The following is a 21881-nucleotide window of genomic DNA, read 5'->3' as shown; positions in this document are numbered from 1 at the left end:
ATAAGTCATAATTTAGTAATAACTAATGGCAATTGGGTTGAGTATAAACCTTGAATTCAATAACAAACAGCAATATAATGAATCGTATTTCCGAAAAACGGGTATTAACATGAACAACATGCAATGTTTTGAGGATGTTTAATCAGGGAGATGAGAACGATTGACATGTCCGTACTTCAGTTCTTTTGGCTACTGCTTAATGTGATATTTATTGACCTTCTGCTCGCAGGAGATAATGCGATTGTCATTGGGCTTGCCGCCAGAAAGCTGCCTCCTGCAACGCAAAAAAAAGCGATACTATACGGCACCGGGGGTGCCCTGCTCATCCGCATAGCAGCCACTATTGTAGTCCTCTGGTTACTTCAAGTACCGTGGTTGTTACTCATCGGGGGTGTGATGCTAGTCTGGATCGCGTATAAGTTGCTCGTGGACCAAGAGGATCATGCCGAAGTTAAAGCAGGAACAACTCTATGGGGGGCTATCCGCACCATTATTGTCGCCGATGCAGCAATGGGTCTGGACAACGTTATTGCTGTTGCTGGGGCGGCCCAGCAGCATTTGCTACTTGTAGTGCTGGGCCTGTTAATCAGTGTGCCGATCGTTGTATGGGGAAGCACTCTTTTTATCAAGCTGATCAATAAATTCCCCTGGATTATCTATTTAGGATCGGCGGTGCTTGGTTATACGGCCTCTAATATGATCACTGAAGAACGTAAGCTGGCACCATACTTTACGGAGCATCCGGCGCTGCGTATCTTGTTTATTGCCACCGTTATGGCTGGCATTTTGCTCACAGGATATCTTCAAAATCGCAGAGCAGTATCCCGTCGAGAAAAAGCTGTCTAAAAGAGGTTTCAAAAGGACCCCACCCAAATAAAAAGGCAGACCCCAACATTGTTGCGGGTCTGCCTTTTTTATTAAAACCAATCTTCCTGTATAACTTCCTCTTTACGCCCCTCTACAGCTCCACCTGCCTCAAGGACAACCGTCTCCGTTGTAGCTACAGCCTGATCGATCAAAGCATTTAAATCCCGAATAGAAGCTTCAATCTTCTGAACTACCCACAAATTCGGATTGGTCGTGGGAGATTTGGGAACAAACAATGTACAACAATCCTCATACGGGAGAATGGATAAATCGTAGGTGCCAATTTGCTTAGCGATTTCTGTAATCTCCTGCTTATCCATCATAACGAGAGGTCGCAGCAAGGGGAGTTCCGTTGAGCGACCAATCACATTCATGCTGGATAGCGTTTGACTAGCAACTTGGCCCAGACTGTCGCCCGTCACGAGTGCCAGCGCTCCTTCACGCTCTGCCAGCATCGTTGCAATTCGCAGCATGGACCGTCTCATTAGCGTGATAATTAAATTATCCTGCCCAGTGCGTGTAAAAGCCGTCTGCACCTCTGTAAACGGTACGAGGTGGATTTTGATTCGGCCTGCATAGCCTGCTAATACTTTTGCCAAATCAACAACCTTCTCTTTCGCACGCTCACTTGTAAACGGATAGCTATAAAAATGTACACATTCGATTTCCAAGCCTCTGCGCATGGATGACCATCCTGCTACCGGACTGTCAATTCCACCGGACAGCAGCAGCATAGCTTTGCCGTTGGTTCCTAACGGAAAGCCCCCTACAGCCATAATAACATCACTAAAAATATATGCCGCCTGCTCTCTTACCTCCACACGTAGCTCAATATCAGGTTGACGCACGTCGACCTTCAATGCCTGAAACGTCCGCAAAATAGGAGAACCAATTAAATGATTCAACTCTTGTGAAGAATGGGGGAATTCCTTCCATACCCTGCGGGCATTTACCTTGAATGTCGTTCCCTCGTCTACGTTCAGCTCATGCATTAAAGCTACAGCCGTCTCAATGATAGCATCCAGCTCAACAGGAGCCATTTTGACAGGACTAATCGTCGTGATGCCAAACACCTTTTGCAACACTTGAATGATCTGTTCATAAGGCTCTCCTCCGAGAACTACATAAATCCGTCCAAATTCCTTGCGCAACGAAGCACCTGGAAAAGGCTTAAGCAGCAGCTTTACGTGTTTCAGTACAGCCTTCTCAAAACGAGCGCGATTCTTCCCTTTTAATGTAAATTCGCCGAAGCGAAGTAAAAGCATATCATAGTGCATTTTAACGTTTCCACCTTTCAAGGGATTCCAGCTTGGCTACAGCCTGTCGAAGCGCAAGTATGAGCTCGTCGATATCCTGTTCCGTATGTTCATCACCAAAGCTGATACGTATGCCGCCGGCTGCTTCCGCCTCATTGCGGCCCATCGCCAACAGTACCCGGCTGGGCTCGGCTAATTTTGAAGAGCAAGCCGATTTGGTGGACACTGCCACACCCAATTGCTCCAGCGTATGCAGCAGTACCTCGGCCTTCATGCCCGGATACGAAAAGTGGACAATATGCGGCGCTTCTTTCCCACTGTTCAGCCGCAGTTGTGGGATTGTTTTCACTTCTGCGGCCACCCGTTCTCTCCACTCGATCATGCGCCGTGCAGTCTCTGCTTGTCGTTCGCCCGCCAGCCGTACTGCCTTGGACATACCGACAAGCAGTGGTACATTTTCGGTACCCGCACGAACCCCTTGCTCCTGAGAGCCACCACTAAGCAATGGGAAAAGCTCTACGCCTTCCCGAACGAATAGCAATCCAGCACCTTTGGGTCCACGCAGCTTATGCGCCGAAAGGCTGTACAGATCAGCCTGCCAGCCCCGGAGATCAACCGGCAACTTGCCAAATCCCTGTACACCGTCAATATGAAATAGAACACGGGGGAAGCGCTTTTTCAGCGCAACTCCGATATCTCGCAACGGTTGCACCCTTCCTGTCTCATTATTGACATGCATGATACTGACTAAAATCGTATCTTTACGAACAGCTGCGCAAACCTGTTCGGCACTAACATGACCTTTCTCATCCACAGGTAAAAAAGTAACTTCAAAACCCAAATTTGTCAGCTGTTTGCAAGCTTCGTACACAGACGGGTGCTCTGTCGACACAGTCACGATATGCTTGCCTCTGGTCTGATAGTGCAAAGCCGCCCCCTTAACGGCAAGATTGTTGCTTTCCGTTGCCCCGGATGTGAAGACAATCTCCGCAGGAGATACTCCCAAAGCTGCAGCGCATACTTCGCGCGAGCGCTTGATCAACTTATCCGCATCCTCTCCATACCGATGCATGGAAGACGGATTGCCATAATGTCGTCTCATTACCTCGGCAACGGTTGTAATCACCTCTTCAAAAGGCGGAGTTGTCGCGGCATAATCAAAATATTTCATTAAACTCCCCTTTCTGCCCCACAACTGTTACAACAAAAAAAGACCAAAACAGAGAAAGGCCGCTTCATTACAGCGACACCCTTTCCCCATATTGATCCTGTCTGCGGACCTAATCGAATTGAAATTACGCACTTTTATGCTATAAGCTATAGGGCTTAGATGGTATATTTTTCACGTGCATTCTGAATTTTGGTAATATATCTTTGCGTTTCTACCGGAAGCTTGTCCAGTACAGACATCAACTGCTCATCACTACTTACGCCAAGCCGCTGCACCCGTCCGGGACCTGCATTGTATGCAGCCAGCGCCATATTTTCCTGTCCGTTAAAACGTTTAATCTGGTAAGACAAATAGCGTACGCCAGCATCAATATTTTGTGCAGGATCATAGGGGTCACTAACTCCCAAACCTTGAGCTGTAGCGTCCATCAACTGCATAAGTCCTTTGGCTCCAGCCGAAGAAGTAACCGATGGATTAAATGAAGATTCCGTATCAATAACTGCTTTAATCAAAGCTACCGGGACGCCGTATTTCTGACTTGCCTCATTAATCAAACTATCATACGCTGTAGCTTTTGTAGGTCCATCCGTTGCCGTATTGGAAGAAGCAGGATAGACTGCCAATGACGAAGTCGTTCCCCTCGATGGTCCCAGTTGAAGCCAGAGCAAACCGTTTTCATCTCTGGTAACATCGCCTGAATTTTCTCGAGTGACAGCATTATCTGTTTCCAGCTGACCTACTTGTTCCAGCAATCCAGAAAAAGCATCCGCTGTACCCGTCTGGGTCGTAGCACTCATATTATTTAACAGCTGCATGTCTAACATGGATTTGGACACGCGCGGATCAATTTGCATGTGGTGTTCCCAACTTTCTATAGTTGTTATATCCCAAATAGCTTGTCGTTATTGCTATGATACAACTTTTTACTATGTACTTCCATACTTTTTAATGAAAAAAAGCTCCGTTTCTGTCGAAAAGACAGCGGAGCTAAGATACCGGAACCTTTAACCAACAGGGTTAGCGCACAAATGGGATAAAAGCAAAATAACTCAATGTTGCTAGTGCGCCAAGACCAATCGACCAAATACCGGTTGTTTTACTGCCATTTACATAAGCAAAAAATCCTAAAACTGCTGCAATGGGTCCCAGCACAATAGACCACATAAACAATGATGCGATACCTGCAGCCAGCCCAATATAGCCGGAAATACGACCACTATTGTTAATAACCTGCTCTTCACCCTTGTTCTCATGTCTGGTCACAACTGGCGAGCCAGGAGCAACCTCTGCTGCATATTCCTCACGATGATGGCGGCGCTTGGCAGAGCGTTCCTGAACATGACGAGGATAATCTACACGTTCACGGCTAACATGCTCTTCATTCTTAGGCTTATCGTTTTCATGATCTTCCATAATAACTGCACCTCCAAATGGAAATGAATCGTGTTATACATTTACAGAGACTTCGGCTTAAAGGTGTGGCAACAGGTTGCGGCAGACGTTGCAGCCTTATCACGTTCATCTGAACTAAAGCTTTCCCCCGCATATTCTTCTTTAAATTTTTTCCCGGCATGACCATCTACTTCAATCATGATCAAATCTGCCTTGCAAAAGTTGTTTTCTCCCCAATAATGGCAATTGGCTACGCTGCATTTTACGATTGGCTTGGCCTCTTGGCTCATGATCATCACCTCGGATTCATTGTCCCCCCGCTCCCCTGCACCTATGCGTTCATGGCACATGGCAGTTGGTGACATACGAAAAAAGCCGCTTCCCTTCGCCTCCTCCAAACTGGCAGGAAACAAGTAGAAAACGGCTTGCTTGTCTTGTTTTAGTTTTTGATTAGAAATGAATTTCTTGGATTGAATGCTTTAGGCATGAGTACGACGAGTCTGCATCCGGCGCTGTGTCAAATAATCACTTTCATAATAAGTCAGATCATCACGCAATTCTTCAAAGTTTTTCGTAATGTCCATGATCACTTCGCGGGCGGCTGGCACTGGCGTTTTACGGAAGCGGATAGCATCTTGTCCCGTATAAGCATAGCGTCCGTCCTCTGCGTAAGTTTCATTTTTGGGATAAAAAAAGCTGTTCACGCAGTCATGGTATACGTTATACAATGCCTTTTCCGCAAAATCGACGTCAAAGTTGGCACGGCGCAAAGCCACACCCAGCTTTTCATAGGATACTTCGGAAAAAACAAGGACATGGCGGAGATCCGACAAAAAACCTTTGTAAAAAAGTACGGACTCCTCATTACCATCCACAGCCAGTTGCGGCAGAGCATGCTCATTGAGGAATGTTTCCACACGTTTCACGGCAGTTTTCAGTCTTTCCTGCGCCGACTCACATAATTTTTGTACGTTGACTGCTGACATCAAGGCAGCTCCCCCTTATTTGTTGCTTGTTCATCAATTTGGTTACCCGAAAATAGTCCCTTCTAACCGAAAGAGCTGTAATTTTCAGTATTTATCCTACCACAAATAAGCATTGAAAGGTATAAAAACATGCCAATCTCCTCACGCTAAACCATAAATTTATGAATACTCAAGGAGGACGGTTTCATGTCTCGGCCAAAATGGTTAAACCCCCTGCTCGGAGCAGCTGCCGGGGTGCTTCTGATCACACTGATGCTACCTTCACGCGATCACCGCCAAACACCACAGCCCGAATATACGACCAAGATGGTACCACAGCAGGAGAAGCAGCTTAAAAAAGGAATGTTGGCTTTGGACCTGTCCGCTACGGATACCCTCACACGGATGGACGCAAGACAAGATATTCAATACGTAATGCGGGAGCTGAATGGTAAAACTGCCAATCAGAAAAGACAGTTCACCCACACATTGCAGCAATCACACAGTCATCTTCATACGCTCCAGTGGATTCACATTAGGGACGGAAAGACTAACACCTACACAGGCAACAAAGCACAGACAAGTCTGCTGAACCACCCTCAAATTCAAAGCAGCTTGGCTGCGGCTCGTCGTTCCGTCATGCAAAATAAATCCTATGAATCGGCTGCTTTTCAAGTTGAGGGCGGTAAATATTTCATCATGGCTGAACCATCGGCTGATGGAACATGCGGCGTTGCTGCCCTGGTCAGTCAGCAAGTATTGCGTGACGTGGAGAAGCATCAGCGCAAAAATTTGCGTTTAATTCCCTATCCAAAAGAAGGTAGCTACAAAATCGAATCCGTACATCCCGACACATTGCACGATATCACGGTCAAAACGGGTCACGACAACGAAAATGCAAGCCATTATTTTGAAAACGAAATTGTCGTTCGCTTCCGTCACAATCCTGATTCACGACAATTGAAGGAAATTACAGCAGATTTGCACTGTGAACCAGGCCGTAAACTTGGTTATACTTATGTATTTCATTCGGATAAAATGAACTTTAAAGAGCTAAAGCAATACTTTTCACAAAAGTGGAACCCGCTTTATGCTGAGCCTCACTATATGTATCTAACCAATGAGAAAGCACCTATCAATGCCGACAGCTCTATTCCTAATGATCTGCTCTTTTCTCGCTATCAATGGAACCTGCCTGCTACCGAAACCAACAGAGGCTGGAAACTAAGCAAAGGCAGCAAAGATGTAATTGTCGCGGTTGTAGATACAGGAGTGGATTTGGATCACCCTGATCTAAAAGGTCAAATTCTTTCTGGGCATAACGTGGTAAACCCGTCTGAAAAGCCTTATGATGACGTCGGTCACGGAACGCATGTCGCGGGCATCATTTCTGCGCTCGTAAATAATGGTGAGGGAGTCGCCGGTATGACGTGGTACAACAAGATCATGCCGATCAAGGTACTTGACCAATCTGGCTCCGGTACAACTTACTCGGTTGCAGAAGGTATTATATGGGCAGCTGATCACGGGGCCAAGGTCATCAATTTGAGTCTGGGCAACTATGCACAAGCTTCATTTTTACATGATGCGATCAAATATGCCTATGACAAAGATGTTGTATTAGTTGCAGCCACAGGCAATGATAATACGGAGCGACCTGGTTATCCAGCAGCGTACCCTGAAGTATTTGCTGTTTCCGCTACAGATTCTTCTATGCACCGCGCATCCTTTTCTAACTACGGCGATTATGTGGACGTCATGGCTCCAGGTGCAAGTATTGCCAGTACGTATCCTGGGAATCAATATGCTGCACTATCGGGTACTTCAATGGCCAGTCCACATGTATCAGCGTTAGCTGCCCTGATTCGATCCGTTAACCCTGATCTAACCAATAAAGAGGTAATGGATTTAATGAGAGACAGCGTAATTGATTTGGGCACACCAGGGCATGACAAATATTTTGGGTATGGTCAAATCGACGTGTATAAAGCATTGAAAGCAGCACAACGTCCCTATGTTCCCCTGCAATTCTATCCACAGCATTTCAGTGACAAGTTGAAATCCATATTAAAGAAACTGGAAGCCTAGGATACCCCTTTTGGAAAAAGCAGCCATGTTGCTCCATGGCTGCTTTTTTAGGTTTTCTTAACGCTTGGAACTGGTACGGACAGGTCGCTTTCCATGACTGCGTGTATGACAGCATGGGTCACCAGGATCCTTGACAACCACCGGAAATACGTGGTGGGGCACAGGTATAACATGCGCCTGATTGATGATCTCAATCGGATGAACAACAGGTACCACCTGTGGGTAAAATTGATGATTTACAAATTGGATCGGCGGGCACACGACCGGGTCGTAATGACAATGACTCATAATGTGCAACTCCTTTCGGTGAATTAGTACAGCATATTAAGGAGGCATATGCTGTGCTTGGATGTTTAACCCCTAATACAATTATCCCTTATAAAATAGGCTTTCGTTCCACAATGACCGAATGATCAAGAATATCGCCCAACAAATTACATAGCTTGCGCAGACCTGATTTAAGTGTTTCCTTGTCCGTATACGAAAAAGAAATACGGATATGATTACTATCCATACCACCTGCATAGCACACCGCACCAGGCAAAAAGGAAATGCCTTCACGGTCAGCTACCCGCTCCAATTCTGGAATATCCACCATAGAGGGAAGTTTAATCCATACATTGAGACCACCTTCAGGAGCATACCAGGTAACCTCTGGTGGAGCATAGCGCTGGAGTGTATTCAATGCGACAGTTAGACGATCTCGAATTTGTTCTCGCAATGAAACAAGATGCTGGTCAAGTCGGTTCCTGAGAAAAGGTAGCAGTGTTTTTTGCGTTAATAGAGGACTTCCCAAATCCGTAGTTGACTTGGCAGCCACCAAACGATCCATTACACTCCCAGTTGCCGCTACACAAGCTATGCGGCAGCCAGGAGCAACGGTCTTGCTGAAACTTTTGATATAGACAACATACCCGGACTGATCATGCGCCTTGATAGAGAGTGGGGGTTTAGTTTTGTAATACAGATCGGAAAATGGATCATCCTCAACAATGAGACAGTGATAACTTTGAGCCAGATCCAGTAATTGCGTGCGTCTGGCCATCGTCAAAGTTACGCCGGTAGGATTATGAAAGGTAGGTATGGTATAGATCAATTTTGGGGGATGGGTATCACAGAGACGTGTCAAAATATCAATCCGCATACCCTCCTCGTCCATCGGAATCATAATTACTTTGGCACCACGACTAGTGAACACATCAATGGCCCCAGTATAGGTAGGAGCTTCCATGTAGACCACATCTCCCGGGCCAACAAACGTACGCGCCACAAGGTCAATCCCCTGTTGAGCTCCGCTGGTCACAAGCAGTTGCTCTGCCACTATAGGTATACCGCGTTCACTCAAGTGGTCTGCGAACACTTCTCTTAGTTCTAAATCACCTTCAAAAGTTCCATATGCAGCCATTACATCGGAATTTTCAGAGGATAAACGGTGAGTATCTGCGATGATTTCGCGCGTGGGAAGAAGCTCCGGCTGTATTGCCGCTATATGAAAAGAATAGGTAGCCTTTCGGCTATGGTTAAAGTTTCTCCATAACTGTGCACGCGGCAAATAATCGATCAACGACATCTGCCAAGACAAATCCTGCGTCCCCTCATGATAAATCGGTACTGAAGCTTCCGCCACATAGCAACCTTTTCCCTGTGTACACGTAACCAGATTCATGGACTCCAGCTCGGCATACGCCTTGCTTACAGTTACAGGGCTCACCGCAAGCAGACTGGACAGATGACGGATAGAGGGAAGCTTGGTACCCTGAGGTAGTAGCCCTGACTGAATGCGATCCGCTAATGTTTTGGTAATCTGTAAATATAACTTGACACTGCTGTTGCGGCTGAGATCAATATGCATCGGAACCCTTCCCTCCAAAAATCAACTGTTACATTTAGACGTTTACTGTTATACTTCATTATCGATATAATACAACAAATTTCTTAGCACAGTATAGAACACAGGAGATGATTGGATTGGAATACAAATTTTCGGGTATGGCTCGTACTCAGGGCTCGTCCATGGTAAGGGACATTTTGAAGCTGACACAGGGAACAGATGTTTTATCTCTCGCAGGTGGCCTTCCGGCCGATGCCTTCTTTCCCGTCGAAGCGGTTGCTAAAGCCTATGAGCGGGTATTCCGCCTCGGCGGTACTACCGCACTTCAATACGGCCTAACCGAGGGATACATTCCTCTACGGGAACGTCTGGCAGCAATCATGTCATCCCAAGGCATCTCCGTCACCAGAGATAACATCCTCATGACAACAGGCTCGCAGCAGACCATTGATCTAGTTTCACGTGTGTTGCTTGATCCGCAGGATACAGTATTGGTGGAGTCCCCTACTTATTTGGCAGCTCTTCAGGTATTCAATTCCTATGGCGCTAACATTGTAAGTGTAAATACAGACGCTAACGGTATGCAATTAGATGATCTTGAGGCCAAGATCAAACAGCATCAGCCAAAATTCGTGTATGTCATCCCTACCTTCTCCAACCCAGCAGGAAGTGTATGGAGTATGGAACGCAGAACAGGCGTTGTTGAGCTATGCCGTAAATACGGAACTTTGATTTTTGAAGACGATCCTTACGGACGGCTCAAATTTGATGAAAACCTTAACTTCCCATCCCTATTTTCTATTGATCAACAGCTAGGTGGCGATGGTCATGTAATGTACACTTCTACATTCTCTAAAACTGTCGCTCCAGGTGTTCGCTCTGGATGGTTGGTAGCCGATCAAGCCATCGTCGTTAAGACCGCAAATGCCAAACAATCTGCCGATCTGCACTCCAGCAGTATTGACCAGCGTGCTTTGAATGAGCTGTTGGACTTCTTTGATTTGGAGGGACATATACGTACCGTGTCCGCTGAGTATCACACTCGGATGTTGCGTCTTACATCGTTAATGAGAGAACGTCAATGGGAAGGAATCACTTGGAATGATGCACTTGGTGGCATGTTTATGTGGGTTACCTTACCTGAAGGCTTCCGTTCTGATCAGTTGCTGCAACTAGCGATTCAGGAAGGGGTCGCATTTGTCCCTGGACAAGTCTTCTATGCTGACTTAAGCGGCAGTAACCATATGCGAATCAACTTCACGCATACCGATCCTGCCTTACTTCCAAAAGCAGTTGACCGATTGGATCGGGCACTGAAGCTGTATATGGAGAAAAATGTGGTAAAAAGCGTACGTTAATCTCCAGCTTCAAATGCACGCTACGCTGACTACATGCCTCGTCCTCGCACGTTTTTGCGTCAGGAGAGTGTAAATACAATAAAGCCCCCGTTGACTATGTTGGGGGCTTCATTCCATAGATATAGCGGACTGCGTAATCCGGCTGAAAATTAAAAAGGGTGCTTCATAATTCCCACAGGAATATGAAGCACTCTTTTTAATGTAATAAATACATTTGGATTAAAAGTTTCTCATGCAAACAGGTCATTAACAAAAAATAAATTCATACATTTTAAGGTGTTGCAGTGGGGAAAGTTTTCCGTAAGCCGGGTTCTGTGCTATTCGTGGTACAGACGGGAACTACCCTCCCACTAAAAGCGACAATCATCTATCTAGGCCGAACATTGCTATCCAGCTCCAGCGACCAACCTAGACACGCCTCGGGCTAAGGCTGCTTCGCGAAGAAGCTGTGTCCCTTTAGGTCTTGCTCCAGATGGGGTTTACCAGGAACGAAGTCACCAGCGTTCCTCGGGGTCTCTTACACCTCGGTTCCATCCTTGCCTGTGCCGCAAGCGGCCATCGGCGGTCCATTTCTGTGGCACTATCCTTCAACTCGCGCTGACTGGACGTTATCCAGCATCCTGCCCTATGGAGCCCGGACTTTCCTCTCGTGGCTTATGCCACCAGCGATTGTCTGTCAAACTTTCCGAACAACATTACATAGTATACAGGGAACACGTGCATGATACAACCCTAAAAATATTGTAAATTATAGAGTTCTCTCTTTACTTGCTCAAATAAAAAGGATGTACCTTTCTCTGTAATGAATTATCTGCCACGTAATAAGCGGACCTTCCCACGTATAACGGAATTGAAAGCTTACTAAAATCAGGAACGTCCTCATCGAGGAATAGTTCATCATCCCGGTAGGTCTGCAGTATTTCACCGACGATCCAATCATGATCTCCATAGGTATGAATATCCACGACTTTACACTCATAAGCGAGATACGCTTCCAGCAATATAGGCACATCCACTGAAATTCCGTCCTCATATGCAATCCCAAACTGCTGAAATTTATCTACATCTTTACCACTAAAGGTACCTACAGCCTGAATCCATTCCGATCTGTGCGCAGGCAAAAACTGAACACCAAAGCCTCCGCTTTTCTTAATCAGTCCGTAAGAATACGTTTCCTTCCTCAATGAAATGCCATACATGCCCGGTGATGATCCGATATATGTATGCCAGCCTGAGGCCATGACATTATTTACTCCCTCATAGCGGGAAGTAACAACTGCAACCATCCCTGGATAGGCATGAATCACAGAATCGGCTATCAACTTTCGCATACAACCTCTCCCTACGAAAAAATGTAATAGTTCACCTTTATTTTCTCATAGATGTGAAGGTTTTACAAAAATTGAAAAGGCTCAGTGTCCACTTCAGATACGTATACTTCCGTTGAGTATCGACCTTCTGCCAAGCGTCTGCGCATCCAATCTGCGGTTTTAGGCTTCATAATCTTTTCTGCGTTATGTCCAGGGTCAATAATAGCAATGCCTGCCATCAGGGCATCGTGAGCCGTGTGATAGTCGATATCCCCCGTCACTAATACGTCAGCGCCTTTAAAAAGTGACTTATTCACATAACGGCTGCCAGAGCCCCCAAGCACGGCTGCTTTTTTGACCATACGGTCCAAGTCACCCACCACACGTACATGCTCAACGTTGAGACCTTTTTTCACAACATCTACAAACTCCCGTAACGTGCGAGCTTCCTTGAGCTTGCCTACTCGTCCCAAACCAAAGGTACGACCTTTCAAATCCATAGAGTACAGGTCATAAGCCACCTCTTCATAAGGATGAGCCTTCAGCATCGCTTGGACAACTTTATTGCGTACACCCTGCGGTACAATGGTCTCAATACGAACCTCTTCACTACGTTCCATTTTACCTGGCTCACCCAAAAACGGCTGTGTGCCTTCACCTGGTACAAAAGTTCCATAACCATCAATGTTAAAGCTGCAATGACTGTAGTTGCCGATATGTCCAGCTCCCGCATTCAGTATGGCATCCAGTACACGTTGATGATGTGTTTTGGGTACGAAAACGACAAGCTTGAATAATTGCTCGGTGTGAACATCCTCCAGCGTACCTTCACTTTGAATCCCCAGTGCTTCTGCCATCCAATCATTCATGCCGTCCTCAGCCGTATCCAGATTCGTATGACTGATGTAGACAGCAATATCATTCTTGATCAGCTTTTCATACAATCTGCCTGCAGGCTGGTCCGTGTTCAAAGCTTTTAGTGGGCGGAATATAATCGCATGATGCGCAATAATGAGATCAGCTTTTATGCGGATCGCTTCTTCAACAACCTCATCATTGACATCCAGGGCTACTAAAATGCTTTTTATTTCCTTTTGCAGACTACCCAGTTGAAGCCCAATTCTATCGTCTGGAACTGCCAAGTATTTCGGAGCCAGTTGCTCCATGTAGCTAATTACTGTCTGTCCTTTGGCAAACATGCAAGTACCTCCTCCAGCTGTTCAATTTGCTTGCGCAATTGCTCCTGCTTATGCTGCGCAGATTCCTGATCTGACCGAGCCACTTGTGCCCGCACATCCTGAAGCTTGCGAATCTCCAATTGCCATTTCGAAAAAAAGATTTCATTTGGTGCTTTGACCAATAACGGTCCAAGTTGTATCAGCAAATCCTCTGTCAGTACCAGCGAACTACCAGAAAGTTCCCATGGCCGATACAGGTCATCCTGTTTCAGCGAACTTTCCGAAGCAGGTACTGCCGTCAGAACTTCATATATTTTACCATCTTCTTCCATGATATGTTCATTTGTTAATACCCATTGATGCTTGATTAGCCAGCGCCGTAAAATATCCTCGCCCACGTTGGGCTGTAAAACAAGCTGTTTCACTGAAACAAGCTTGTCTTTTCCTTGCTCCAAAATAGAAGCGATCAAGGCTCCGCCCATACCCGCTATCGTAATAACATCTACCTCATTGGCCTTGATTACAGCCAAGCCGTCCCCTTTTCTAACCGCAATGCGATCTGTAAGACCTGCTTCAGCCACCTGCTTTTGAGCCGCACGCAATGGTCCATCGTTGACCTCACCCGCTACAGCTTGCGATACTCTGCCGGAGCGCACTGCAGCCACAGGGAGTAGTCCGTGATCCGAGCCAATATCAGCCAGTCTGCTACCGGCAGGAATTTGTTCCAAAATATATTGTAATCGCTGAGAAAGTTTCATGACGTCACCCACGTAATCCATTTTTTTCGAGTCCAAAATAAAATTCCTACAACAAAAGCCAACTTCAATATGCTAAAAAAAATCACTTCCCCTGCTGCTTGATGGCGCAGGACGATCGTGTCTGCTTCCGCCATAAACACTAGGGTCAAGCCTATAGCAAAATAAACCAACGCGAAACGTGGAAAGCGGCGATGTACCCACCAGCTTAACCCAATCAACAATACTGCGTGTAAAATCCAAAATACCTCAAGCATCGCTAAAGTAGCTGTAGGCCAATAGCGGCCTATAAGGACCGCATACACTAAAAGCAGCCCAGCAAGACCACAGTAATGAAGCAAGCTGATGCGCAAAGTTAATCCCACAAGACACCATATCAAACCGCATAGACCCACCAGCACTAAAAACCAAACCTTAGCTTCACCTTGGTGAAGCTGAATGATCCAGACACCTGAACCCAGCATAATTGCACTGCCTAAAGTGCTCAACATTGCACTCATACTCTTTTCGGAAGACCGCCAAACCGCGGCCATCCCATAGCAAATCGCAGTAACTGCACTTGCCGAGCATATTTGCATTGCCAACGGAAAAGCGGTAAAATAAAAACCGATCAAACAAATGCAGGAAATAATGACAAAACCAAGAAGCCAGGCGATCCCATGCCCATGTCGAAGATATGTAAGCAGCCCGGTGTTGTTACGGTTCTGGCTTTGTGCCGGATTTTCATCTTCCCGATACAGGTTGGACAGAAAATCGCAATATTGCTCAGGGAGCAGCCGACTTTGCCGCCAATGCTCAATTTCATGTAACAGTATTGTCCGTTTTTTCTCCTGGTCCAAGCTTCTTCCCCTCCACCAAGGCTACCATGAGATAAAAAAAGACCTTCTGCGCGCTTCAAGCCGCAGAAGGTCCGCAATGTTACGCTTCTATTCGAGGAAATCCTTCAGTCGCTTACTGCGGCTTGGATGGCGCAACTTACGCAGCGCTTTGGCCTCAATCTGACGAATACGTTCACGTGTAACACCGAACACTTTACCCACTTCTTCAAGAGTTCTGGTTCTTCCGTCGTCCAAACCAAAACGGAGACGCAAAACATTCTCTTCCCGTTCGGTCAACGTATCCAGTACATCCTCGAGTTGTTCCTTCAGAAGCTCATAGGCTGCTGCATCTGCAGGCGCCAACGCTTCCTGATCCTCAATGAAATCCCCTAGATGTGAGTCATCCTCTTCACCAATTGGTGTTTCCAATGAAACCGGTTCTTGGGCAATTTTCATAATTTCCCGTACTTTTTCCACGCTTAGCTCCATCTCGGCAGCCACTTCTTCCGGCGTAGGTTCACGCCCCAGCTCTTGCAACAGTTGACGCGATACGCGAATCAGCTTGTTGATCGTTTCCACCATATGCACTGGAATACGGATCGTTCTCGCCTGATCGGCAATTGCGCGCGTAATCGCCTGACGAATCCACCAGGTTGCGTACGTACTGAATTTAAAGCCTTTTTCGTAATCAAATTTTTCTACTGCCTTAATCAAACCCATATTACCTTCTTGAATTAGATCCAGGAAAAGCATGCCGCGACCAACATAACGTTTGGCAATACTTACAACCAGACGCAAGTTTGCTTCAGCCAACCGACGCTTAGCTTCTTCATCGCCGTTATTGATCCGTTTGGCAAGCTCCACCTCATCATCAGCAGAAAGCAGCGGTACACGACCAATTTCCTTCAAGTACATCCGGACCGGGTCATTAATTTTAATACCGGGAGGCAGGCTCAGATCGTCATCGAAATTAAAATCATCCCCGTCATTGTTTTCCGGGTCGTCATTTTGACGCAATCTGGTAACTTCTTCGTCGTTATCATTCACAACCTCAATCCCCAAGTCACCCAGCTGCTCATAAAACTCATCCATTTGCTCGGGGTCCTGATCAAACGGCGATAGTTTTTCCATGATATCTTTGTAGTTCAGAGAGGAACTTTTTTTACCCAACTCAATCAGTTGATCTTTAACCTGATCCAGTGTTAATTCCGTCTCCAGTTCAGTATGCTGATCATTCGCCATCTTTCGACTCCCTCCTCCTAGAAACATCCGACCTCTGTGTGTTCATTGTCTCTCTAGGGCTATAATCTCGCTTGCAATTTGTGCTGCACGCAAAAAATCACCTGAGCGCTCAGCGGTTCTCATTTCTTCCCTCTTCAAATCCAGTTGCTCCTGCAATGGAAATTTTCGCACTTGACGAATATAATCATCCAAAATGTGCGGTGCCCATACGCCTGGAGCATCCATCATCATGATCGAACTTACGTTCTTCTCCAGTCGGTCGTCTTGCAAAGATGAAATAAAACGGCTTGTATCCGGTAACTTCCCTTGCGCGTAATAGGCATATAGATAAGCAGCAATTGCTGCATGATCCTCAATATTAAAGGCGTCCCCCAGATGCTTTTCTACATACTCTGCAGCTTCTAAATCCTGCATCATCCAGTGAAGCAGCCTGCGTTCAGCCACATGGTAAGCCGGCAACAGATTGGGCGTAGAGACCTGCCCTTTTTTATGCCTACCATTATTCCACCCATTTTCGTTATTATCCCCAAAGTTCTGTTTTTTTTGCAGGGATTGACGGAGTAAATTGCATTCTTGCTTTAAGGTTTCAAAATCCACCTTGACTTCGGCAGATACTTCGCGCAGATACACTTCCCGCTCAGTCGGGGATGACAGAGGTGCAATGACATTTAATGCTTCGCGGGAATACGCGATTCTTCCTTCTTCCTCTTGCAGTATATGGTTTTTTTTCAGATATATAAGCTTAAATTTCACCGTTGAAACAGCACTTTCGATAATTTGGCGCTGGAAACGTTCAGCGCCGTATTGCCGGATAAAATCATCCGGGTCCATACCATCGCTGACCAACGCTACTTTTACGTGAAGTCCCGCATTTTCCAACAGCGGAAAATTTTTAAGCGCTGCCGCTTGTCCTGCCCGGTCACCATCATAACAAATAATAACCTCGTCGCACAGTCCCTTTAACATCGTAGCATGATGCTCCGTTAGAGCAGTCCCCATGGCAGCCACTCCATTTTGTACGCCAGCTTCCCATGCCGAGATGACATCGCCATAGCCTTCAAAAAGAACACTTTGACGAAGCTTGCGAATTGAGGTCTTAGCATGATGGAGATTGTACAGCGTTCGGCTTTTGTTAAATAGCTTGGTCTCCGGCGAGTTCAAATACTTCGGCTGCCCCTCGCCAAGTATACGGCCTGCAAAGGCAATAACTTTTCCGTTTCGATTCCAAATGGGAAACATGATACGATCTCTGAATCGATCTACATATCCATCACCCTCATGTCGGGGAGAAATGAGTCCTCCCTTTTCCATCTCGACAGGATCAAAAGAACGCTTCTCTAGAAACTGAACGATCGTATCCCATCGGTTGGGTGCATAGCCAATTTGGAATTGGTCAATGATCTTGTCACTGAATCCCCGTGAACGCAAATATTCCATGGCTGGTTTGCCGTGCTCCGTATTTTTAAGCAAAAAATGGTACATCTTAGAAGTTAGTTCATACGCTTGCAACAGCCTGTCCAACTCAGGATGCTGATGCGATGAATCACGTCCCTGCCATTCGCCGAGCGGAATATGACTTTCTTCTGCCATTGTCCTGACAGCTTCGGGAAAGGATAGTCCTTCGATTTCCATCATAAACTTGATGGCATTGCCTCCCGCGCCGCAGCCGTAGCAGTAAAAAATCTGACGATCCGGTGTCACGGTGAATGAAGGGGTTTTTTCGGAATGAAAAGGACAGAGGCCTTTCATATATTTCCCCTGCTTGGTCAAATGCACGTACTTGCTTACCGTATCTACAATATCATGATGTTGTAAAACTGACTCGATGATATCGTCCGGTATGTTACCTTGTCCGGCACTCATATTAACCACCTTCATCTCTTTAGCACGTAAATATAATTCGATACCGTTACTCATTCTCCTGCAAGCGAAGTAAAAGTTTTGTCAGTTTATGTTGAAAAACTTCACGATCCTCTAATGTAAACGGTTTAGGACCTTTTCCATAACGTCCTTTTTTCCGTTCTTTGGCAGAAGTGTGGCGTCGGTCCAGCATGAAGTCTATCGAATCGTTTCGATAAATCGTTCCGCGAAAAGACATCACTTCACAACCTTTTGCCAAGGCGAGTGCAGCAAGACCATAATCGTTGGTTGTTACAATATCTCCGCGGCGGATATGATTGGCAATATAGAGATCGGCACTCTGGTCGCTTCGGTCTACTTTAACAACGCTTACGCCTTTGCTACCCTGAATGAGATGATCATACGAAGATACCATAATAACGTCAATATGAAAACGGGAAGCTGTCTCTGCAATTTCACTTTTAACAGGACAAGCGTCCCCGTCAACAACGATCCGTACATCCGGGAAATTTCCGGACTCTCCCATGAGCATCCCCCATCTCGTATCCGCATTCGAGTAAAATACGGAACGGCTGCAAGATCACTCTTACACCGTTCCGTATATTTATACCCATTTTTTCAAGTTGTTCATACTACCACAACCGACGTTTAAACTACAAGCTTGGAAAAATCAGCAAAACGCTTCAATTCTGAGTCAATAGCAGCCAGCAATGCCAAACGATTATTACGTACAGCATCATCCTCAGCCATAACCATAACGGAATCAAAGAACGCCGTCACCGCAGGAGTAATGGATGAAGCAAGCGTCAATGCTTGGGTCGCATCACCTTCCTGTAAAGCTGTGCAATAAGACTCATAGGCGCCATACCATGCTTCGTATAGGTTTTTCTCGCCCTGTTCCGTAAATTCACCTGTATTCACTGACTTGTGAACTGCTTTAGCAGCCAAATTACCTACGCGATTAAAAGACTCCACTGTCGCCTTGAACACATCACCCGTTTGTACAGCAGTCATTAATGCAGCCCCGCGGTTAACCACAGAAGCAACATCATCATATCCAGCTGAAAGCACAGCATCTACAACGTCATAACGAAGTGTCTCGGACAATAGTTTCTTCACGCGTAATCCGAAAAACTCATGTAATTCTTTACGTATTTCATCTGTGGAGCGTTTCATATTTCCAAAGTTGCTGTGCACATCAAGCGCGATATTGAACACATCAGACAACGTAGCCGAAAGCTTACGATCCAACAGGATCTGCACGATACCTGCTGCCTGGCGACGAAGCGCGTAAGGGTCCTGTGAACCTGTCGGAATAATACCGATGGAGAAGCAGCCTGTAATGGTATCTATCTTGTCTGCGATACTTACAATCGCTCCAGCGTTCGTTGAAGGAACCGTTTCTCCTGCGAATCGCGGCTGGTAATGCTCAAACACCGCTCTTGCCACTTCTTCCTTCTCTCCAGATTTACGGGCATAATCCTCGCCCATAACCCCTTGCAATTCCGGAAACTCATAGACCATTTGTGTTACAAGGTCAAATTTACAGATATCTGCTGCTCGGCTAACCGATTCCTGTGTATCTGGGGAAACACGTAGCTTCTCTGCCAGAGCATCAGCAATGCGGCGAATTCGACGCACTTTGTCTCCAACTGTTCCCAGCTCTTCGTGGAAAACGATACTTTCCAGCTTGGAGAGTGCATCCTTAATTTCCAGCTTCTGATCTTCTTCATAGAAGAATTTGGCATCAGACAACCGCGCCCGCAATACTTTTTCGTTTCCTTTTGCAATGACTTCCAGCGATTGACTGCCACCATTACGTACCGTAACAAAGTATGGCAGCAGCTTTCCTGTGCGATCCAGCACTGGGAAATAGCGTTGGTGTTCACGCATGGAAGTAATCAGTACATCCTTCGGAATGTTCAAGAACGCAGGGTCAAAGCCACCGAATAGTACTGTTGGAGTTTCCACCAAATACAGCACTTCTTCCAGCAAATCATCCTTGACCGCAATCGTCCAATCTTTTTCGGCTGCAAGTGCTTCAATCTGCTTCACAATAAGCGACTGACGTTCCTCAATGTCCACAATGACATGCTGCTTGCGAAGTACTTCGACATAGTCCGCTGGACTTTCTACAACGGCCTCCTGTCCAAGGAAGCGATGTCCTCTTGTCACATTCCCTGACTGTACGCCAGCAATCTCCAAATTAACAATATCGCTACCAAACAAGGCTACCAACCAGCGGATTGGACGAACAAATTTAAAGTCATAACTTGCCCAGCGCATAAATTTAGGGAATGTCATGGCATGTAAAATGTGTAGTAACCCTTCGGACAGTACATCTGCCGTTGGTACACCTATGCTGCTCTTGGTCGCGTAAATATATTCCACGCCCCCAAGTTCTTTGAACGTGAACTGTTCAGGATCAACACCTTGGCTACGGGCAAAACCTAGAGCAGCCTTACTCCAGTTACCGGCTTCATCAAGTGCGATTTTGCGGGAAGGTCCTTTAACTTCTTCGTTAATATCTTCCTGCTTCTCCGCTACTTCCTTAACAAGTACCGCCAAACGACGAGGTGTAGCATAAGCCTCTACAGCACTGTAAGCAATACGCGAGCTGTCCAGCCACGCCGTCATACGTTCCTTCAACTGCTGAATCGCATTCGGGATAAAACGTGCAGGCACTTCTTCCAGCCCGATCTCAAACAATAGATCCTTAGACATTTGCCGCACCTCCTTTCTTCAACAGCGGGAAGCCCAGCTTCTCGCGCTCCTCCAGATAGGTCGCAGCGACCTGGCGCGCCAAATTACGCACTCGTATAATAAAACCTGTCCGTTCCGTTACACTGATGGCTCCGCGAGCGTCCAGCAAGTTGAACGTGTGAGAGCATTTCAGCACATAATCATAGGCTGGAAATACAAGATGCTGCGCCATCGCTTTATTAGCCTCTTCTTCATACATGTTAAAAAGAGTAAATAGCATTTTGACATCAGATACTTCGAACGTATATTTGGAATGCTCAAATTCTGGTTGGTGGAAAACATCACCGTACGAGATTCCATTAACCCATTCCAAATCAAACACATTTTCTTTGTCCTGGATGTAGGAAGCAAGACGCTCCATACCGTACGTAATTTCAACCGCAACCGGACTGGCATCAATACCGCCCACTTGCTGGAAGTACGTGAATTGGGTAATTTCCATACCGTCCAGCCATACTTCCCAACCTAATCCCCAGGCTCCCAGCGTCGGAGCTTCCCAGTTGTCTTCAACAAAACGAATATCATGCTCCAGTGGGTTAATGCCCAAACGGCTCAAACTCTCCAGATACAACTCCTGAATGTTATCAGGTGAAGGCTTCAAAACCACTTGAAACTGATGATGCTGATACAGGCGATTCGGGTTCTCACCATAACGTCCGTCAGACGGACGGCGAGAAGGCTCAACGTAAGCTACGTTCCACGGCTCAGGTCCAATTGAACGTAAATACGTCATCGGGTTCATCGTGCCTGCCCCTTTTTCTGTATCATAAGGCTGTACAATAATACAGTTGTGTTCAGACCAAAATTGTTGCAGCGTTAAAATCATCTGCTGAAAATTCATGGGCACACGCTTCCTTTCCAATTCCCTAAAATGTTGGTGATTTCTAATCCTTAAACTCATATGTACAGGGCTAATTTATTCCATAAGCCTTGCTAGAGACAGCAAAAAGCCCCCGCCTCTACGCCTGTACAGACGTAGGGACGAGAGCTAACTCCCGCGGTTCCACCCTACTTGATTGCGACCCTA

General features: G+C 46.2%; 20 protein-coding genes and 1 other RNA gene. 3 read left to right on the top strand and 18 right to left on the bottom strand.

Annotated elements, in window-relative coordinates:
- Window positions 1–150 precede the first annotated feature (150 nt).
- Window positions 151–846, top strand: coding sequence for a TerC family protein (locus C0638_RS16645; protein WP_013372115.1), 696 nt, complete (start codon window positions 151–153; stop codon window positions 844–846).
- Window positions 847–917: 71 nt separating this feature from the next.
- Here C0638_RS16645 and thiI read toward each other — a convergent pair whose 3' ends face one another.
- The 6 genes from thiI to C0638_RS16615 all read right to left on the bottom strand — a co-directional run bounded on the left by thiI (window position 918) and on the right by C0638_RS16615 (window position 5672).
- Window positions 918–2144 (bottom strand): tRNA uracil 4-sulfurtransferase ThiI, encoded by a 1227-nt coding sequence (gene thiI, locus C0638_RS16640; RefSeq protein ID WP_058711720.1) that lies wholly within the window; start codon window positions 2142–2144, stop codon window positions 918–920.
- A gap of 1 nt (window position 2145) precedes the next feature.
- Window positions 2146–3294 (bottom strand): cysteine desulfurase family protein, encoded by a 1149-nt coding sequence (locus tag C0638_RS16635; protein ID WP_040103320.1) that lies wholly within the window; start codon window positions 3292–3294, stop codon window positions 2146–2148.
- Between the two features lie 155 nt (window positions 3295–3449).
- Window positions 3450–4148 (bottom strand): lytic transglycosylase domain-containing protein, encoded by a 699-nt coding sequence (locus tag C0638_RS16630; protein WP_040103319.1) that lies wholly within the window; start codon window positions 4146–4148, stop codon window positions 3450–3452.
- Between the two features lie 163 nt (window positions 4149–4311).
- On the bottom strand, window positions 4312–4707 hold the full coding sequence (locus C0638_RS16625; RefSeq protein WP_058711719.1) for a hypothetical protein: 396 nt from the start codon (window positions 4705–4707) through the stop codon (window positions 4312–4314).
- Between the two features lie 41 nt (window positions 4708–4748).
- On the bottom strand, window positions 4749–4976 hold the full coding sequence (locus tag C0638_RS16620) for a DUF1540 domain-containing protein (RefSeq protein WP_013372120.1): 228 nt from the start codon (window positions 4974–4976) through the stop codon (window positions 4749–4751).
- 189 nt (window positions 4977–5165) lie between these two features.
- On the bottom strand, window positions 5166–5672 hold the full coding sequence (locus C0638_RS16615; RefSeq protein ID WP_025677687.1) for a YpuI family protein: 507 nt from the start codon (window positions 5670–5672) through the stop codon (window positions 5166–5168).
- A 186-nt stretch (window positions 5673–5858) separates the two neighbouring features.
- Here C0638_RS16615 and C0638_RS16610 point away from each other — a divergent pair, with 186 nt between their 5' ends.
- Window positions 5859–7739, top strand: a complete 1881-nt coding sequence (locus C0638_RS16610; protein WP_058711718.1) for a S8 family peptidase — start codon at window positions 5859–5861, stop codon at window positions 7737–7739.
- Window positions 7740–7796: 57 nt separating this feature from the next.
- On the opposite strand, the gene C0638_RS16605 is transcribed toward C0638_RS16610, so the two are convergent.
- Together C0638_RS16605 and pdxR are read right to left on the bottom strand one after the other, a co-directional pair.
- Window positions 7797–8027, bottom strand: a complete 231-nt coding sequence (locus tag C0638_RS16605) for a hypothetical protein (protein ID WP_013372124.1) — start codon at window positions 8025–8027, stop codon at window positions 7797–7799.
- A gap of 88 nt (window positions 8028–8115) precedes the next feature.
- Window positions 8116–9591: a MocR-like pyridoxine biosynthesis transcription factor PdxR gene (pdxR, locus tag C0638_RS16600; protein WP_058711717.1), complete on the bottom strand. Its 1476-nt coding sequence runs from the start codon at window positions 9589–9591 to the stop codon at window positions 8116–8118.
- A gap of 116 nt (window positions 9592–9707) precedes the next feature.
- On the opposite strand from pdxR, the gene C0638_RS16595 reads away from it, so the two are divergent.
- Entirely contained in the window at window positions 9708–10928 is a 1221-nt protein-coding gene (locus C0638_RS16595) for an aminotransferase-like domain-containing protein (RefSeq protein ID WP_013372127.1), read from the top strand.
- 286 nt (window positions 10929–11214) lie between these two features.
- Here C0638_RS16595 and rnpB read toward each other — a convergent pair.
- The 10 genes from rnpB to glyQ form a co-directional block, all read right to left on the bottom strand.
- Window positions 11215–11613: RNase P RNA component class A (rnpB, locus tag C0638_RS16590), an RNA gene on the bottom strand.
- Between the two features lie 79 nt (window positions 11614–11692).
- Window positions 11693–12259, bottom strand: coding sequence for a flavin reductase family protein (locus tag C0638_RS16585; protein WP_058711716.1), 567 nt, complete (start codon window positions 12257–12259; stop codon window positions 11693–11695).
- A 62-nt stretch (window positions 12260–12321) separates the two neighbouring features.
- Window positions 12322–13437, bottom strand: coding sequence for a Nif3-like dinuclear metal center hexameric protein (locus C0638_RS16580; protein WP_058711715.1), 1116 nt, complete (start codon window positions 13435–13437; stop codon window positions 12322–12324).
- The gene (locus tag C0638_RS16575; RefSeq protein ID WP_013372130.1) at window positions 13413–14174 is read right to left on the bottom strand and encodes a tRNA (adenine(22)-N(1))-methyltransferase; all 762 of its coding nucleotides are present in this window, start codon (window positions 14172–14174) and stop codon (window positions 13413–13415) included. Before C0638_RS16575 ends, C0638_RS16580 begins: the two co-directional genes overlap by 25 nt.
- Window positions 14171–15010 (bottom strand): hypothetical protein, encoded by an 840-nt coding sequence (locus C0638_RS16570; protein ID WP_019688048.1) that lies wholly within the window; start codon window positions 15008–15010, stop codon window positions 14171–14173. The genes C0638_RS16575 and C0638_RS16570 overlap by 4 nt, the downstream gene beginning before the upstream one ends.
- A gap of 87 nt (window positions 15011–15097) precedes the next feature.
- Window positions 15098–16231: an RNA polymerase sigma factor RpoD gene (rpoD, locus tag C0638_RS16565; protein ID WP_007431230.1), complete on the bottom strand. Its 1134-nt coding sequence runs from the start codon at window positions 16229–16231 to the stop codon at window positions 15098–15100.
- A gap of 42 nt (window positions 16232–16273) precedes the next feature.
- Window positions 16274–18148 carry a DNA primase gene (dnaG, locus tag C0638_RS16560; RefSeq protein ID WP_016324556.1) on the bottom strand — a complete coding sequence of 625 codons (1875 nt, stop codon included), beginning with the start codon at window positions 18146–18148 and terminating at the stop codon, window positions 16274–16276.
- Complete coding sequence (locus C0638_RS16555; RefSeq protein WP_025679644.1) at window positions 18141–18617, bottom strand: YaiI/YqxD family protein; 477 nt, start codon at window positions 18615–18617, stop codon at window positions 18141–18143. Before C0638_RS16555 ends, dnaG begins: the two co-directional genes overlap by 8 nt.
- A gap of 122 nt (window positions 18618–18739) precedes the next feature.
- On the bottom strand, window positions 18740–20815 hold the full coding sequence (gene glyS / locus C0638_RS16550; RefSeq protein WP_058711714.1) for a glycine--tRNA ligase subunit beta: 2076 nt from the start codon (window positions 20813–20815) through the stop codon (window positions 18740–18742).
- Window positions 20808–21695: a glycine--tRNA ligase subunit alpha gene (glyQ, locus tag C0638_RS16545; RefSeq protein ID WP_013372135.1), complete on the bottom strand. Its 888-nt coding sequence runs from the start codon at window positions 21693–21695 to the stop codon at window positions 20808–20810. Before glyQ ends, glyS begins: the two co-directional genes overlap by 8 nt.
- Window positions 21696–21881: the final 186 nt, after the last annotated feature.

The sequence above is a fragment of the Paenibacillus sp. lzh-N1 genome, assembly GCF_002872435.1.
GTDB classification, from domain to species: domain Bacteria; phylum Bacillota; class Bacilli; order Paenibacillales; family Paenibacillaceae; genus Paenibacillus; species Paenibacillus polymyxa_C.
The sequence above is the reverse complement of the archived record's forward strand: the minus strand, read 5'-3'. Positions and strand labels throughout refer to the sequence as shown.